The 16,433-nt window shown below is 64.6% G+C and carries 14 protein-coding genes and 1 pseudogene; 11 read left to right on the forward strand and 4 right to left on the reverse strand.

What is annotated here, in order from left to right; genetic code table 11:
- Positions 1-11: 11 nt before the first annotated feature.
- Positions 12-480: pseudogene (locus VN706_01880) on the reverse strand (Uma2 family endonuclease).
- A 122-nt stretch (positions 481-602) separates the two neighbouring features.
- Here VN706_01880 and VN706_01885 point away from each other — a divergent pair.
- The 3 genes from VN706_01885 to VN706_01895 are packed head-to-tail and all read left to right on the forward strand — an operon-like array spanning position 603 to position 2,613.
- A complete protein-coding gene (locus VN706_01885; GenBank protein ID HXT14349.1) occupies positions 603-1,328 on the forward strand; it encodes a HEPN domain-containing protein in 726 nt (241 codons plus the stop codon).
- Between the two features lie 32 nt (positions 1,329-1,360).
- Entirely contained in the window at positions 1,361-1,750 is a 390-nt protein-coding gene (locus VN706_01890) for a hypothetical protein (protein ID HXT14350.1), read from the forward strand.
- Between the two features lie 29 nt (positions 1,751-1,779).
- Positions 1,780-2,613 (forward strand): heavy metal-binding domain-containing protein, encoded by an 834-nt coding sequence (locus tag VN706_01895; protein ID HXT14351.1) that lies wholly within the window; start codon positions 1,780-1,782, stop codon positions 2,611-2,613.
- On the opposite strand, the gene VN706_01900 is transcribed toward VN706_01895, so the two are convergent.
- The 3 genes from VN706_01900 to VN706_01910 are packed head-to-tail and all read right to left on the reverse strand — an operon-like array spanning position 2,586 to position 3,844.
- Complete coding sequence (locus VN706_01900; GenBank protein ID HXT14352.1) at positions 2,586-2,999, reverse strand: low affinity iron permease family protein; 414 nt, start codon at positions 2,997-2,999, stop codon at positions 2,586-2,588. The two genes, VN706_01895 and VN706_01900, sit on opposite strands and share 28 nt — an antisense overlap.
- A gap of 28 nt (positions 3,000-3,027) precedes the next feature.
- A complete protein-coding gene (locus tag VN706_01905; protein ID HXT14353.1) occupies positions 3,028-3,297 on the reverse strand; it encodes a hypothetical protein in 270 nt (89 codons plus the stop codon).
- Entirely contained in the window at positions 3,281-3,844 is a 564-nt protein-coding gene (locus tag VN706_01910) for a MarR family transcriptional regulator (protein ID HXT14354.1), read from the reverse strand. Before VN706_01910 ends, VN706_01905 begins: the two co-directional genes overlap by 17 nt.
- 151 nt (positions 3,845-3,995) lie before the next feature.
- Here VN706_01910 and VN706_01915 point away from each other — a divergent pair, with 151 nt between their 5' ends.
- The 8 genes from VN706_01915 (at position 3,996) to VN706_01950 (ending at position 16,425) form a co-directional block, all read left to right on the forward strand.
- A complete protein-coding gene (locus VN706_01915) occupies positions 3,996-5,750 on the forward strand; it encodes a thiamine pyrophosphate-dependent enzyme (protein HXT14355.1) in 1,755 nt (584 codons plus the stop codon).
- Between the two features lie 2 nt (positions 5,751-5,752).
- Complete coding sequence (locus VN706_01920) at positions 5,753-6,865, forward strand: enolase C-terminal domain-like protein (protein ID HXT14356.1); 1,113 nt, start codon at positions 5,753-5,755, stop codon at positions 6,863-6,865.
- Positions 6,862-9,843, forward strand: a complete 2,982-nt coding sequence (locus VN706_01925; GenBank protein HXT14357.1) for an FAD-linked oxidase C-terminal domain-containing protein — start codon at positions 6,862-6,864, stop codon at positions 9,841-9,843. Before VN706_01920 ends, VN706_01925 begins: the two co-directional genes overlap by 4 nt.
- Positions 9,840-10,835: an SDR family oxidoreductase gene (locus tag VN706_01930; protein ID HXT14358.1), complete on the forward strand. Its 996-nt coding sequence runs from the start codon at positions 9,840-9,842 to the stop codon at positions 10,833-10,835. Before VN706_01925 ends, VN706_01930 begins: the two co-directional genes overlap by 4 nt.
- Complete coding sequence (locus tag VN706_01935) at positions 10,835-13,252, forward strand: glucan 1,4-alpha-glucosidase (protein HXT14359.1); 2,418 nt, start codon at positions 10,835-10,837, stop codon at positions 13,250-13,252. The genes VN706_01930 and VN706_01935 overlap by 1 nt, the downstream gene beginning before the upstream one ends.
- A 1-nt stretch (position 13,253) precedes the next feature.
- Positions 13,254-13,811, forward strand: coding sequence for a vitamin K epoxide reductase family protein (locus VN706_01940; GenBank protein ID HXT14360.1), 558 nt, complete (start codon positions 13,254-13,256; stop codon positions 13,809-13,811).
- A gap of 101 nt (positions 13,812-13,912) precedes the next feature.
- The gene (gene ctaD, locus VN706_01945) at positions 13,913-15,811 is read left to right on the forward strand and encodes a cytochrome c oxidase subunit I (GenBank protein HXT14361.1); all 1,899 of its coding nucleotides are present in this window, start codon (positions 13,913-13,915) and stop codon (positions 15,809-15,811) included.
- Complete coding sequence (locus VN706_01950) at positions 15,808-16,425, forward strand: heme-copper oxidase subunit III (protein ID HXT14362.1); 618 nt, start codon at positions 15,808-15,810, stop codon at positions 16,423-16,425. The genes ctaD and VN706_01950 overlap by 4 nt, the downstream gene beginning before the upstream one ends.
- Positions 16,426-16,433 lie beyond the last annotated feature (8 nt).

Below are 16,433 nucleotides of genomic sequence, written 5' to 3' on the forward strand. Positions count from 1 at the left end.
CGGCGAGGCGCCTACGTATCGCCGAATACGTCCGTGAAAAACGTCGGGAGGTCGAGCACGAACGCGTCGCTCGCCCCAGGCGGCGTCCGCGTCAATTCGTTGTCGCAGATGAGCGCACGCTCGTCACCGGGGCGCCAGCATTCGATGACGCGTGCGTCGCAGTCGACGATCCAGTATTCGGGAACGGCGGTGCGCGCGAAGTAGCGCCGTTTCTTCACACGGTCGGTTCGAGCTGAAGACGTCAGGTGCGACCGCCGAATTCTGATCGAGCTCGATGGCGGCTGGCGCGGTGAGCGTATCTCCGCCGCGTTGCCGGCGAACATATGGCCCGAGCCGGAGCACGAGCTCCTCGACGGCATACTGATGCACAGGCCGGGGCGCCGGCGGCACCAGCAACTCGCCGTCGATGACTTCGTAGCGCGGCCAATGCGACGGATTCTTGGCGTTGAGCTCGCGGGCCTCGGCAGCGGTCCACATCATTTCGTCACGGTTTGCGCTCGGGTGGCACCGCCGGCAGGAAACTGGTTGCCGATTAGCCTGCCGAGGACATAGTGTGTTCCAGTCACTCGCACGCCGGAAATGACATCACATCACCTGTCATCGTGAAGACGCCCGTCGCCGATACTGCCCTCGAGGATATCGTCTCCGCCATCGTTCCAGCCTTCGCGCCGGCGCGAATCCTCTTGTTCGGAAGCCGAGCGCGCGGCGAGCAGCACGACGACAGCGACTACGATATCATGGTCCTGTTCGACGATGAGAGCCCGCGCGCGGAGGCAGAGATTCATGGTCTCGTATCGCGAGCGAGCCGCCCGGTAGACGTGATCGCGACGACGGTCGACCGCTTCGAGCGCCGTCGCACGGATGTCGGAACGCTCGAATTCGTCGTAGCGCGTGAAGGACAGATTCTGTACGAGCGTCAGTCTTCGCCGCCTCCGCGCGTCGTGCGCGAGCGGCCGGCGATACCGGAGTCGTTCGGTGAGTGGGTCGAGCGCGCCGAGAGCGATTACCTGATGATGAACAGGGGCGTTGGTGACGCGAGGACCGCCGACGCCACCGCGTTTCACGCACACCAGTGTGTCGAGAAGTACCTGAAGGCAAATCTCGTCCTTCGTGGCGTTGCTCCGCCGCGCACGCACGTCTTGGCTAAGCTCCTCGAATTGAGCGTGGCATCGATTCGAGCCGACGCGCGCACCAGCGACGCGTGCGCCTTACTCGATCGACTCTGGCCGTTGTCGCGATACCCCAAGGAACGCCGACCGACGACCGAAGAAGTCGCCGCGGCGGTTGAGGCGGCGACGCTCGTGCGCGCCGCGCTCACCCTTTCGTAGAAACAGCGCCGCCCCCGCACTACATTGGACCCATGACCGACCCCACGCCCTCCGCCGACGCCGTGAGCGTCAGCGCGATTCTCGCGCAGCGCAGCCGGCAAGACCGCGCCGAACTGCTCGAGGATCTCGTGATGCTGCTCATCGGCGTCATGCCGGGCGTCGAAGTCAAACGCGCCCTGCTCACGCGAAAGGTCCAATCGGTCCGCGTCCCCTTCGGCGAGCTCGCCTACGTCCTCGAGCGCGCGCGCGGCACGTCGTTCGAGGCCCGCCGCCAACAGGTCGTTCGCAACGTCGTCATTCGAAACGAACCCATCGACGTCGACGTCTTCATCAGTGAACTGAGCGCGGCCCTCGATGCCGAGGCACGCCGCACCGAACGCGGACGGCAGGCGCTGGATTCGTGGATGCGTTCGAATACCTGAATGTAACATCTTGAACACGGAGCCGGATCATGCCCGAGTATACGCCGGGGTCCACCGCCAACCTGCCGCCGGGCGCCGCCGCTCGCTTGCGCGGCATGCGCGGCGACGGAGAGCGCCCGAAGTTCTTCACGAGCGACCTGTCGGTCGACGAGTTCCTGCTCGTCGAGGACGCGGGATTCCAGCCCTTGGGCCTCGTCCTCGGCTCTTCGATCTACCACGTCGGCTTTCAGTGGCAGAAGTGGAGCGTCAGCCAGGAGCTCCCGGTGCTGACGCACGCGATGTACGAAGCGCGCGAGCTCGCCATGACGAGAATGGAGGAGGAAGCGGATCTCCTCGGCGCCGACGGCATCGTCGGCGTGCGTCTCATCTTCTCGAAGTATTCGATCGACGCCGACGTCCTCGAGTTCCAGGCGATTGGCACGGCGGTTCGTCATGCCAAGAAGGGCGGAAGCTACCGCACCAAAGACAATCGGCCGTTCACGTCCGACTTGAGCGGGCAGGATTTGTGGAAGCTCGTACGCGGCGGCTATCGCCCGGTGTCGCTGGCGATGGGCGCCTGCGTGTATCACATCGCGCACCTCGGATTCATGCAGGCGCTCAAGCAGGTGGGCCGCAATCAGGAGATGACGACGTACACCGAAGCGACGTACGCCGCGCGCGAGCTCGCGCTCGAGCGCATGCAGGCGGAGGCGATGGCGCGGGGCGGTGTTGGAATCGTCGCGGCGCGCGTCGAGGAATCAAATTGGGGGTGGGGCGCGAACGCGATCGAGTTCTTCGCGGTTGGCACGGCGGTCGCGCCAGTCGAGAGCTCTGACGGCGCCTCGGTCGGCGAGGTTCAGCGTGTCGTTTCGTTCGACGGCTGACCTGGCTGTCGCTTGAGGCGAGCTTCGGCGCTCGATCGCAGCAGCTCGAACTGATGCTGTAACCGCCGAAGCTCTTCGTCGGACAGATCTTCCATGTCGACCAGCTCGTTGCGCGCGCTTCTCACCGCGCGAATCAGCTCATCGAGCTTGAGCTGCGTCACCTGCGCGTCGCGATTCTGCGTGTGCTGGATGAGAAAGACCATCAGGAACGTGATGATGGTCGTTCCGGTGTTGATCGTCAGTTGCCATCCGTCGGAATAGTGGAAGAGTGGCCCGCTGACGGCCCATAGCAGAACGACCAGCATCGCCGCGACGAAGGCCCACGACGAGCCGACGGCGTGCGACGTGGCGACGGCGAAACGGCGGAATCCCGGTTGTTTCTGCACGATGCCACGCCGCGTTGAAGTGTGTGTCTTACGCGTTGCCCTCGCGGCGACGCGTCGCCCAGCCCTTCTTTGCCGCACGGCTCCGCTCGGCGTGCGTCATGCTGCCGGCGCTCGTGTCACGCTTCCCGCGTCCCGAGCCGCCGGGCTTGTTGCCGCCGCCGGTCTCCTTGTTGACCGTCGCCCACGCACGCCGCTCTGCTTCGTGCTTGCCGACGCCGCGCTTTTCGTAGCCTTCCTCGATGTGATCTTCCATCCGCTTCTGCTTGTCGGTGTATTTCGATTTATCGCCGCGAGCCACGAGGTCTCCTCGTTGATGACGCCTTGCCAGCCCGCAAGCGACGGGCCGCTTCCGGTTCGAACAGCGGGGCGTTCGACGCGTCGGCCGGAACGCGCATCACCGACAGCAACGCGCCGATTCCGCGGATGAGTGCGTCCATTTCCGCCGGCCGCATCGTGTCGAGTCCGCGCAGCATGCGCGCGATGGGCGGCTCGGGCGCTCGCCGGGCCACGGAGCGGCCTTTCGGCGTCAGCGTCACGCACACGCGCCGGCCATCGTCGGCCGAGCGGGTGCGTGTGACGAGGCCGGCGTCCTCGAGGCGGCGGGCGAGCAGCGACACGGTGCTCTGCTGCGTGAGCGCGCGCGCCGCGAGCTCGTTGATCGTGAGCTCGCGCTCGCGCTCCAGCTGCCGCAGCACGAAGAGCTGCGCGTTCGTGACGCCCGATCCCTGCTCGACGGCGCGCGCCGATTCACCGAGCACGTTGACGAGACGCCGAATACAATCAACCGCGCGAGCCGTTCGGTTGCGAGCCGAGCCGTCCGCACGGTTTGCTGCTCGTGGAGTCATGATTGGCGAGCGATGTGGTCTCCTGCGTACCGATTGCGCCGCATGCAGGAATCGTGCAGCGCACAAATTATATTGACGTCACTATAATCGGTACGCTTCTTGTAGGCCATCGGCGCACCACGTGGGCGCGGTTGCGCGCCTGGAGGAGCGTATGGCCGATACCGTCGCCGATCTGCTCGTCGAACGCCTCATTGCCTGGGGCGTGGATACCATCTTTGGACTGCCGGGTGACGGCATCGACGGGTTGTTCGAGGCCATGCGAACGCGCGAAAAGGCGATTCGCTTCGTCCAGGTACGCCACGAGGAGGCGGCGGCGTTCGCCGCATGCGGCTACGCCAAGTACACCGGACGACTCGGCGTCTGCATGGCGACGTCGGGACCGGGCGGCATTCACCTGCTCAACGGGCTGTACGACGCCAAGTGCGACGGCCAACCTGTCCTGGCGATTACCGGCCACACGTTTCACGACCTGATCGGCATGCAGTACCAGCAGGATGTCGATCTCGACAAGCTGTTCATGGACGTCGCGGCGTTCAATCAGCGCGTGATGGGTCCGGCGCATGTCCACAACGTCGTCGACGAAGCGATCAAGACCGCGCTGTCACGCCGCACGGTCTCGCACATCACCGTGCCCAAAGACATTCAGAAGTGGACCGTGGAGGATGGACACCGGTCTGGCGCGAACATCACGAAGCACAGCGCCGATCTGTACGCCGCCGTGCACTCCGTGCCGCCGCAGGAGATCCTGCGGCGCGCCGCCGACATCATCAACGACGGAAAGAAGGTTGCGATCCTCACCGGACGCGGCTGCCTCGGCGCACGCGATGAGGTGCTGCAGCTCGCGGAGAAAGTGCAGGGGCCGATCATCAAGCCGCTGCTCGGCAAAGCCGTCGTGCCCGACGACAGCGAATACACGACCGGCGGCGTTGGGCTGCTCGGCACGGCACCGTCGCAGGAAGCGCTCGCGGAGTGCGACACGCTGCTCATCGCCGGCAGCGGCTTTCCCTACATGGAGTTCTATCCCAAACCGGGAAAAGCAAAGGGCATTCAGATCGACGTCGATCCGGCGCGCATCGGGCTGCGCTTCAACGTCGACGTCGGACTCGTCGGCGACTGCCGCACCGTGCTGCGCGCGCTGCTGCCGTTGATCGAAAAGAAGAAAAAGCACGACTTCCTCAAGGACGCGCAGGAGCGGATGAAGGATTGGCGCGGCCTGATGAAGAAGCGCGGCACGCGCGACGACATGCCGATGAAGCCGCAAGTCGTCACCTATCATCTCAACAAGCTGCTCGACGACGACGCCATCGTCTCGTCGGACAGCGGCACGATCGCGACGTGGAGCGCGCGCTACATCGACATGCGCGGCACGATGCAGTTCTCGCTCTCCGGCTCGCTGGCGACGATGGCGAACGGCCTGCCCTACAGCATCGGCGCGGCGATCGCGTACCCGAAGCGACAGGTGGTGTGCATCGTCGGCGACGGCGGATTCACGATGCTCATGGGCGAGATCGCGACGCTCGTGAAATACGACTTGAACGTCAAGGTCATCATCATCAAGAACAACGTCCTCGGCATGATCAAGTGGGAGCAGATGGTGCTCGAGGGCAATCCGCAGTTCGGCGTCGAGCTCCAGCCGATCGACTTCGAGGCGTACGCGAAGGCCTGTGGCGCCGGCGGTTTCACCGTCGAGAAGCCAAAGGACGTTGAGAAAGTTCTAAAGGCGGCGCTGGCGCATCGCGGTCCGGCGGTGGTGCAGGCGGTGGTCGATCCGAACGAGCCGCCGATGCCCGGGAAGATCTCGACGAAGCAGGCGCTGCATTTCGCCGAAGCGCTCGCGCGCGGCGAGAAGGATCGCTGGGACATCATCAAGACGGTGGTCGAAGACAAAGTACGCGAGGTCATTTGACCGTGGGCGCCACGCAGTCGTATAGCGTGCCGCTCGACGATCTCACGGTCCGCGCGTATCGCGTGCCGACGGACACACCGAACGAGTCGGACGGCACGTTCGTCTGGAACGGAACGACGCTGGTCGTCGTGCACGCCGCCGCGGGTGGCGCGACGGGGCTGGGCTACACGTACGCGAACGTCGCGACGGCGACGCTCATCCGCGATTCGTTCGCGAGCCTCGTACGGGGCATGGACGTACTGTCGATCGGCCGCATCTGGAGGACGCTCGTCGAGAGCGTACGGAATGTCGGACGCACGGGCATCGCATCGATGGCGATTTCCGCGGTCGATACCGCGCTGTGGGATCTCAAGGCGAGGCTTCTGAGCCTGCCGCTCGTTTCGCTGCTCGGCGCCACGCGTGAGTCGGCGCCGGTCTACGGCAGCGGAGGCTTCACATCGTACACTGTTCGCCAGCTCTGCGATCAGCTCGCGGGGTGGGTGGAATCCGGCATTCCGCGCGTGAAGATGAAGATCGGCCGCGACGCGCGCGCCGACGTCGAACGCGTCGCGGCCGCTCGGGCGGCGATCGGCGACGGCGCCGAGTTGTTCGTCGATGCGAACGGCGCGTACGAGCGGAAGCAGGCGTTGGCGCAAGCGGAGCGATTCGCCGAGCAGCGCGTGACCTGGTTCGAGGAGCCCGTGTACCACCGCGACCTGCGCGGCCTGCGATTCGTTCGCGAGCACGCGCCGCCGGGAATGGAAATCTCGGTCGGCGAATACGGATACGCGCCGGACACCTTCGCGTCGATCGTGCGCTCCGGTGCGACCGACGTGTTGCAGGCCGACGCGTCGCGATGCGAAGGCATTACGGGCCTCATCGTTGTCGACGGATTCTGCGACGCCACGGCGACGCCGCTGTCGACGCACTGCGCACCGTCGCTCCACGCACACGTGGCGTGCGCGGCGAAGCGGGTGCGACACGTCGAATACTTTCACGACCACGCGCGCATCGAGCAGATGCTCTTCGACGGTGTGCTCACGCCGCGCGACGGCGCGCTGCACCCCGATCTCGGCCGTCATGGCCTCGGACTCGAGCTCAAACAGGCGGACGCGCTCAAGTACGAGGTCGCATGACCCGCATTCCGCAGATGCCGGTCTCCCGGCGGACCGGCAAGGGCCAGCAAGCGCCGCCGCCAACGCCGCCGCGCCCCGACGCGGTGAGCGGACGCGACCTGCACATCGACGTGCCGGCGCTCGAGAAGTGGCTGCGCTCGGACGTGCGCGGCGAAGTTCGCTTCAACGACGGCGATCGCGCGCTGTATTCGACCGACGCGTCGAACTATCGGCAGCTTCCGGTGGGTGTCGTGGTTCCGCGCAGCGCGGACGACGTTGTCGCCACCGTCGCGGCATGCCGCGCGTTCGGCGCGCCGATCATGTCGCGCGGCGGGGCGACCGATCTCGCCGGCGCGACCTGCAATGCCGCCGTGGTCATGGACCTGAGCAAGTACATGAACCGCGTGTTGGAGATCAACTGGGACGAGAAGTGGGCGCGCGTCGAACCCGGGACGGTCCTCGACGATTTACGCCATCGCGCCGAAGAGCGGTCGCTCACGTTCGGTCCCGATCCGGCGACGCACGCGCGCAACACGCTCGGCGGAATGATCGGCAACAATTCGTGCGGCATGCATGCGCAGATGGCGGGGAAAGTCGAGGAGAATACGCTCTCGCTCGACGTGTTGACGTACGACGGCGAGCGCATGCGCGTCGGTCCCACGTCGGAGGACGAGCTCGAGTCGATCATCGGCGCGGGTGGCGTGCGCGGCGAGATCTACTCGCGCCTCAAGGTGATTCGCGACACGTACGGCGATCAGATTCGCGCGAAGTTTCCGAAGATTCCGCGACTCGTGTCCGGGTACGCGCTGCACCAGCTGCTTCCCGAGCACGGATTCAACGTCGCGCGCGCGCTCGTCGGCACCGAGAGCACGTGTGTCACGGTGCTCGAAGCAAAGCTTCGTCTCGTCCATAGCCCGCGCGTCCGGACGCTGGTCGTCGTCGCCTACGACGACATCTTCACCGCCGGTGACCACGTCGCGTTCTGCAACGAGTTCAAGCCGATCGCGCTGGAAGGCATCGACGCCAGCATGTTCAAATACATGCACGACAAGGGTATGTCGACGTCTGGACGCAAGCTCTTCCCGAACGGCGGCGCCTGGCTCGTCGTGGAATTCGGCGGCGACACGAAAGCGGAGGCCGCGGAGTCGGCGCACAAGCTCATGTCGGGCCTCGAGGGGAAGGTCGACTCCTCACGCGTCAAGTTGTTCGAGGACGTCAAGCAGGAACACCTCATCTGGCACATTCGCGAAGCCGGGTTGGGCTCGACGTCAAAGATCCCTCATGATCCGGACTTCTATCCCGGATGGGAGGACTCGGCGGTCGGCCCCGAGGACGTCGGCAACTATCTGAGAGATCTTCAGAAGCTCTTCGATCGCTACGGCTACACGGCCTCGCTCTACGGGCATTTCGGGCAGGGCTGCGTGCACTGCAGTATCGACTTCGATCTGTACACGCCCGACGGCATCACACGCTGGACGCGCTTTCTCAACGAGGCGGCGCATCTCGTCACGTCGTACGGCGGATCGCTGTCGGGCGAGCACGGTGATGGACAGGCGCGCGGAAGCCTGTTGCCGATCATGTTCGGCGACGAGCTCGTTCAGGCATTCAGAGAATTCAAGGCCGCGTGGGATCCGCGCGGCATGATGAATCCCGGCAAAGTGGTCGATGCGTACCCCGTCGATCGCAACCTGCGTTGGGGACCGCACTACCACCCGTGGGATCCGGCGACGCACTTCGCGTTCACTGAAGATCGCGGAAGCTTCGCGTACGCCGCGAACCGTTGCGTCGGCACGGGGAAATGCCGCAAGCACGACAGCGGAACGATGTGCCCCAGCTACATGGTCACGCGTGAAGAAAAGCATTCGACGCGCGGCCGCTCGCGTCTGCTGTTCGAGATGCTCGAAGGCAATCCGCTGGGAGACGGATGGCGCGACGAATCCGTGAAGGACGCGCTCGATCTCTGTCTCGCGTGCAAGGCGTGCCGCGGGGAGTGCCCGGTCAACGTCGACATGGCGACGTACAAGGCAGAGTTTCTGTCGCACTATTACGATGGACACCGTCGTCCGCTGTCCGCCTACGCATTTGGCTTGATGCATCGCTGGGCGCGGCTCGCCGCACACGCGCCGCGATTCGCGAACTTCTTCACGCAGACCCCCGGGCTGCGCTCGCTCGCGAAAGCCGCGGTGTCGATCGCGCCCGAGCGGCGAATTCCGCCATTCGCGCGACGCACCTTCCGACATTGGTTCAAGCATCGCAAGACGCCGAACCCGAGCAGCACTCCCGTCGTGCTGTGGGTCGACACGTGGAACAACTATTTCCTGCCGGATACGGCGCGGGCCGCGGTACAGGTACTCGAGGCCGCTGGGTTTCAGGTCGTCGTTCCACAACGTCCGCTGTGTTGCGGACGACCCTTGTACGACTACGGCATGCTTGGCACCGCGAAGAAGCTGCTGCGAGAGACGCTCGATGCGCTCGGGCCGCATCTGCGCGCGGGAACGTCCGTGGTTGGCCTCGAACCAAGCTGCGTCTCCGTGTTTCGAGACGAGCTGACGAACATCCTGCCGAACGATGACGACGCGAAGCGACTGCACGATCAGTCGTTCATGCTCGGAGAGTTCCTCGCGGAACATCTCGACCACCTGAAGTTGCCGCCGATGCATCGCAAAGCGGTCGTGCACGGTCATTGTCACGCGAAATCGATTCTGAAATTCGACAGCCAATCCGAAGTGCTGAAAGCGGCAGGCCTCGAATTCACCGTGCTCGACTCCGGCTGTTGCGGCATGGCCGGCGCGTTCGGCTATGAGAAGGGGGAGCACTACGACGTGTCGGTCGCCTGCGGCGAACGCGTGCTTCTTCCCGCCGTTCGCCAGAGTGCGCGCGACGCGCTGATACTCGCCGACGGCTTTAGCTGCCGAGAACAGATCGTTCAGACGACGGGCGTGCGCGCGTTGCACCTCGCCGACGCGTTGAAGATGTCGCTGGATCAGAGGTCAGTATGAGCGAAGTTGTCGTCGTCACCGGCGCCTCGGCCGGGCTGGGTCGCGCCATCGTTCAGCGATTCGCCCGGGACGGCAGCGCGATCGGTTTGATCGCGCGCGGCCGCGAACGCCTCGAGAGCGCGAAGGCCGAAGTGGAGGCACTCGGCGGCCGCGCGATCGTGCTCCCGCTCGACGTCGCGGACGCCGGTGCCGTCGAAGACGCCGCCGCGACGGTCGAGCGCGAGCTTGGGCCGATCGACGTCTGGATCAACAACGCGATGGTCTCGGTCTACTCGCCGATCAAGGAGATGAGCGCCGACGAATTCCGTCGCGTGACCGAAGTGACGTATCTCGGTTACGTGCATGGAACGCTCGCCGCGCTCAAGCGAATGCTGTCGCGTGACCGCGGCGTCATCATCCAGGTGGGATCCGCACTCGCGCATCGGAGCATACCTCTGCAATCGGCGTACTGCGCGGCAAAGCACGCGGTCATGGGATTTCACGAATCGTTATTGAGCGAACTGATACACGACCGCAGTCGCGTGCGGGCGACGATGGTGCAGATGCCGGCGATGAATACGCCGCAGTTCGATTGGGCGAAGAGCCGGCTGCCGCACAAGACGCAGCCGGTGCCGCCGATCTTTCAGCCCGAAGTCGGCGCCGATGCCGTGCATCACTGCGTTCGTCACGATGTTGGACGCGAGTTTCTGGTCGCGTGGCCAACCGTGAAGGCGGTGCTCGGCGAGAAAGTGGTGCCGGGATACATCGACGAAAAGCTCGGGCACGAGGGGTATCAGGGCGAGCAGACGAGCGAGCCGGCGAATCCCGAACGAGCCGACAATCTCTGGCAGCCGGCCCCCGGAGATTTTGCGGCCCACGGACGGTTCGACGATCGCGCGCGCGATGCGAGCGTCGAGCTCTGGGTCGCGAAGCGGAAGCCATGGTTGATGCTCGGCGGTGCCCTCGCGCTCGGCGCGACACTCGGTGGCGTGTTCACGCGAGATCGCCGGTAATGGCTGCACACGGTGGCGCCCCAGGAGGGCCGGGGGTCGAGCCACGCTGGACGTCGAGCGCGAAGTCGGGCGTCGGGACCGCGATCGGCGCGCGAAGTATGGTGTGGTTCACGATGGCACACGGCATCGTGAACGAGGTGTACTATCCGCGCGTCGATCAAGCGAACGTCCGCGACATGCAGATGATCGTGACGGCCGATCCAGACTTTTTCGCCGAAGAGAAGCGGGACACGCGGCATACCGTCGAGATGATCGAGACTGGAGTGCCCGCGTTTCGAGTGACGAACAGCTGCAATCGTGACCGGTTCCGCATACGAAAGACTCTTCTCACGGATCCCGACCGCGATGTGCTGCTCCAGTCAACCACGTTCGACGCGTTGAGCGGTTCCAATCGAGACTACCGTCTCTTCGTGCTCCTCGCGCCTCACCTCGACAACCAGGGATACGGAAACACCGGATGGGTCGGCGACTATAACGGCTGGCCGATGTTGTTTGCTCGGCGCGGAGATTCCGTGTTGGCGCTGGCGTGCTCCGCAACGTTCGCGTCGATGAGTTGCGGCTTCGTCGGCGTCAACGATGGATGGCAACAGCTGTCACGCGACCGTCGGCTTACGGCGTGCTACGACGACGCGTGCAATGGCAATGTCGCGCTCACTGGTGAGATCGAGTTGCCCGACGCGAGTGAGGCGTTCGTGCTGGCGTTGGCGTTTGGCCGGACACCGGACGAGGCTGCACACGCGGCGCGTGCTTCGCTGCTTACCGAGTTCGACGCGACGTGCAAGGCGTTCATCGACGGATGGAGGTCTTATCATGCGCGATCGCGCCGCCTGTCCGCGACGGATGACACGACCGTCGAATGCAAACTCAGCGTCGCCGTGCTTCAGACGCATGAAGACAAGGTGCGGCGCGGCGCCTTCATTGCCAGTCTCTCGATCCCCTGGGGAAACGAGCGCGGCGACCACGATCTTGGCGGATACCACGTGGTGTGGGCGCGCGATCTCGTCGAGATCGCCGGCGGCCTGTTGGCGGCGGGATACCTCTCGCCCGCGCATCACGCGTTGCACTACCTGATGACGACACAGAACGCCGACGGCCACTGGCCGCAGAACATGTGGCTCGACGGACGCGCGTACTGGAGCGGCAACCAGCTCGACGAAACCGGATTCCCAATTCTGCTCGCCGATCAACTCCGCCGTCATCGCGCGCTCGGCGACCTCGATCCCTGGCCGATGGTGCGAAGCGCCGCGGCCTATCTCGCTCGCACTGGGCCGGTCACACCGGAGGACCGCTGGGAGGAAGACGGCGGATACTCGACGTTCACGCTGGCAGTGGAGATCGCCGCGCTGCTCGTTGCCGCCGATTTCGCCGACCGGCATCGCGATGCGACGGCTGCAAACTATCTTCGGCAAACGGCCGACATGTGGAATGCGTCGCTCGAGCGTTGGACGTATGTCCGCGGCACCCCGCTCGCGACGGGGGCCGGCGTCGACGGCTACTACGTGCGAATCGCGCCGGGCGATCTTGGCGACGGCGATTCAACGATCGCCGTGAAGAATCAGCCGCCGTCGCGCAGCGAGATCGTCTACAGCGAGATGGTGAGCCCCGATGCGCTGGCGCTCGTCCGCTTCGGGCTCCGCGCTCCGGATGATGAGAAAATTCTAAATACCATCGGCGTCATCGATTGGTTGCTGTGCACGACCACGCCCAACGGGCCCGTGTGGCACCGGTACAACGACGATGGGTACGGCGAACATGAAGACGGCTCCGCCTTCGACGGAACGGGCATCGGCCGAGGGTGGCCGCTGCTCGCCGGCGAGCGCGGCCACTACGAGGTTGCGGCTGGACGACCGAACAACGCCCAGCTGTTGCTCGACGCCGTGCGCCGCCAAAGCGGTCGCGGCGGGTTGATTCCGGAGCAAGTCTGGGACGCCGCGGACATTCCCGAACGGTCGTTGTTTTGCGGATGCCCGAGCGGATCGGCGATGCCACTGGCGTGGGCGCACGCCGAATTCCTCAAGCTGGCGCGCTCGCTTCGCGACGAGCGTGTGTTCGACACACCGCCGCAGACCGTGCGGCGATATGCCGGTGCACGACGAGAATGTCGTACGTCGCAATGGCGTTTCAACAACAAGGTCCGCGCGATTCCGGCCGGCAACACGTTGCGCATCGAAGCACTCGCGCCGTTTGTCGCGCATTGGAGCTGCGACGAATGGCGGACTGTCGAGGACACCGATTCCGTCGATTCAACGCTGGGTATCTGGTTCGTGGATCTGCCGACCGCGGACGCGTCGGCGGGCGGCCGCGTCCTGTTCACGTTTTTCTGGCCCCAAGCCGGGCGTTGGGAGGGTGAGGATTTCGCCGTACATCTGGATGCGGCGCGGCACCCGGCCAGGGCTTCGCGATCGGAAGGAGGCTGACGTGACACACCTGACGACCGAACGACGTTGGATCATCGGCTTGTCGGCACTGGGCGCGGCAAACATGACCGCTGGCGCGCTGAAGCAGTTTGGCGTCATTCGGCGACTCCCCGATCTGCCCGTCAAGGGTTTCGACTCGAACGCGGTCATGTCGAGCGGGCCCGCGTTCGTCTTTGGAATTCCTGATACACCGCTCGCCATCACCGGGCTGGTGGCGAACATTCCTCTCGCTCTCGCCGGCGGCGAAGATCGTGCGCGAACCCGGCCGTGGATTCCACTGAGCATTGCGGCGAAGAGCGTCGTCGAAGTGAGCGTGGCTGCCTGGTTCCTGTGGCAGATGCGGTATCGCCTTCATACCTGGTGCGCATACTGCATCGCGGGCGCGTTCATCACCGCCGCGATCGCCGTTCTCAATCTCCGCGAATCGCGCGAGGCGCTGCCGACGCGGCGCGCGCGCGGCATTGGCATTGGCGCGGCCACGGCCATCGCGGTCGGAACGCTATTCGCGATGCACACATTGGACGAGCGGCGCAGAGCAAGGCGTCGACGTCGGAAGTAAATGTATTGACGTCACTATAATCGGTACGGTTCTTGTAGACCGGTACGTCTCGTTGCGGCGGCGCGTATCCACTCCGGTACGCACCGGCGGGGAGAACCATTGTGACTTCGATAGCCGACCAAATCAGTCAGGGCGATCCCACGCTCGAGCGGCGTCTGACCGACTTGTGGGAGACGCCGCACAACTGGCTCGCGTGGTTGTCCACGGTCGACCACAAGAAGCTCGGCAAGCGATACATCTACACCGCGTTCCTCTTCTTCTTCCTCGGCGGCGTCGAGGCCGCGATCATCCGGCTGCAGCTCGCGCGTCCCGACAACCACCTGCTTTCGCCCGACGCGTACAATCAGCTCATGACCATGCACGGCGTGACGATGATGTTCCTGTTCGTCCAACCCGTGCTGTCCGGCTTCAGCTTTTATCTGACGCCGCTCATGATCGGCGCGCGCGAGCTCGCGTTTCCGCGCCTGAACGCGTTCAGCTATTACGTGTTTCTGCTCGCCGGCGTTTTCATGTACGCCAGCTTTTTCATCGGCCAGGCGCCGAACGCCGGCTGGTTCAACTACACGCCGCTGGCGAGCATCCAGTACAACACCGGCTTCAACATCGACTTCTACTGTCTCGGCCTGATCTTTCTCGGGATCGCGACGACCGTCGGTGCGGCGAACTCGATCGTCACCATCCTCAAGCTCCGCGCGCCCGGCATGTCGATCGACCGCATGCCGCTCTTCATGTGGAGCTCGCTCACGATGTCCGCGGCGGTGATCTTCTGTATGCCGCCGCTCACCGCCGCGCTCGGCTTTCTCGAGCTCGAGCGCCGCTGGCATTTCGTGTTCTTTGATCCCTCGCACGGCGGCAGTCCGCTGCTGTGGCAGCATCTGTTCTGGGTATTCGGCCATCCCTGGGTGTACATCGTCTTTCTTCCGGCGACGGGCATGCTGTCGATGGTGATCCCCACGTTTTGCCGGCGGCCGATGGTGGGCCACACGTTCATGGCGCTCGCCACGGTCGTGACCGGCTTGATCGGTTTCGGCGTGTGGGTGCACCACATGTTCGCCACCGGACTGCCGCAGCTCTCGATGAGCTTCTTCGGCGCCGCGAGCATGACCGTCTCGATACCGAGCGCGGTCACGATCTTCGGATGGCTCGCCACGATGTGGTACGGACGCGTGGTGCTCTCGACGCCGATGTTGTTCGCCCTGGCGTTCATCTTCCAGTTCGTCATCGGCGGCATCAGCGGCGTGATGACCGCGGCCGTGCCGTTCGACTGGCAGGTCACGGACACGTACTTCGTCGTCGCGCACATCCACTATGTGCTCGCCGGCGGCACGTTGTTCGGCGTGATGGCCGGGCTCTACTACTGGGTGCCGAAGATGTTCGGCTTCATGATGGGAGAGCGTCTCGGCAAGATCAGCTTCTGGTTGATGTTCATCGGATTCAACGTCGCGTTCTTCCCGATGCACATCAGCGGCTTGATGGGCATGCCGCGGCGCGTCTACACGTACAGCGGCTCGAGCGGCTTCGGCACGATGAATCTGTTGTCGACGATTGGCGCATACGTTCTTGCGCTTGGCCTCCTGCTCACGCTGTGGAATTTTCTTCGCGGCCGAGTCGCGGGAGAGGCAGCGGGCGACAATCCGTGGGGCGCCGGATCGCTCGAGTGGCTCGCCACGTCGCCGCCGGAGCATTTCAACTTTGCTCATATCCCGGTCGTTCATTCACGTGACCCGCTGTGGGACGGCGGCTACACGCCGGGGCCGTCATACGACAACGCGCGACTGACACCGCGCACGTCGACGCTCGACGCCACGCTCGAGGAGCCCGTCGAGATGCCGAACGACAGCGTCTGGAGCATCGTCATGCCGCTCACGCTGCTGCTCGCGTTCGCGGCGCTGCTCGTGCGGTCGTACGCGTGGTCGGCTATCGGCGTCGCCGCGAGCCTCTTCTGCATGGCACGCTGGATGTGGCCGAGCTCGGAGAAAGTGCTGGAGACCGAAGTATGAGCTCCGCCGCGATCGAGATGCGCGACGACCATCTCCTGCCGGCGCCAAGCAACCCGAAGGAGCAGGTCGGCTGGTGGGGAATGGTCATCTTCCTGTTGAACGAGGGTGCGCTCTTCGCCTCGCTCATCGCCAGCTACTTCTATCTCGGGCTCGAAAACAAGTTCTGGCCGCCGGCGGGAACGCCCAAGCCCGAGCTCGAGCTTCCGCTCATCATGACGGCCGTGCTGCTCTCGAGCAGCGTGACGTGCTTTCTCGCCGAACAGGCACACAAGCGCGGCTCGGCGATCAAATACCGCCTCGGCACGCTCGTCACGATGCTGCTCGGCGTTGTGTTTCTGCTCATTCAAGCCCGTGAATATCACGAGAAGTTGAAGCATGCCGGTCCGACCGAGCATGCGTACGAGTCGATCTTCTTCACGATCACGGGCCTCCACGGCATCCACGTGGCGTTCGGCGTGCTCTTTCTCGGCTGGGCGCTGCTCCGTGAATGGCGCGGCACCGCGCCGCCGCGCTATCCGCTCGCGATCAAGAACGCGTCGATCTACTGGCACTTCGTCGACGGCGTGTGGCTCGTGATTCTCACGTCGTTGTACTTGTCGCCGCGTTGGTACTAGGAGGAGCG

The sequence above is a fragment of the Gemmatimonadaceae bacterium genome, assembly GCA_035606695.1.
Lineage (GTDB): Bacteria > Gemmatimonadota > Gemmatimonadetes > Gemmatimonadales > Gemmatimonadaceae > JAQBQB01.

Excerpts from the sequence above, each read along its gene's own strand:
- VN706_01895 (HXT14351.1), top strand. The coding sequence starts at position 1,780 with ATGCCCGAGTATACGCCGGGGTCCACCGCCAACCTGCCGCCGGGCGCC.
- VN706_01925 (HXT14357.1), top strand. The coding sequence starts at position 6,862 with ATGACCCGCATTCCGCAGATGCCGGTCTCCCGGCGGACCGGCAAGGGC.
- VN706_01930 (HXT14358.1), top strand. The coding sequence starts at position 9,840 with ATGAGCGAAGTTGTCGTCGTCACCGGCGCCTCGGCCGGGCTGGGTCGC.
- VN706_01910 (HXT14354.1), bottom strand. The coding sequence starts at position 3,844 with ATGACTCCACGAGCAGCAAACCGTGCGGACGGCTCGGCTCGCAACCGA.
- VN706_01935 (HXT14359.1), top strand. The coding sequence starts at position 10,835 with ATGGCTGCACACGGTGGCGCCCCAGGAGGGCCGGGGGTCGAGCCACGC.
- VN706_01890 (HXT14350.1), top strand. The coding sequence starts at position 1,361 with ATGACCGACCCCACGCCCTCCGCCGACGCCGTGAGCGTCAGCGCGATT.
- VN706_01915 (HXT14355.1), top strand. The coding sequence starts at position 3,996 with ATGGCCGATACCGTCGCCGATCTGCTCGTCGAACGCCTCATTGCCTGG.
- VN706_01950 (HXT14362.1), top strand. The coding sequence starts at position 15,808 with ATGAGCTCCGCCGCGATCGAGATGCGCGACGACCATCTCCTGCCGGCG.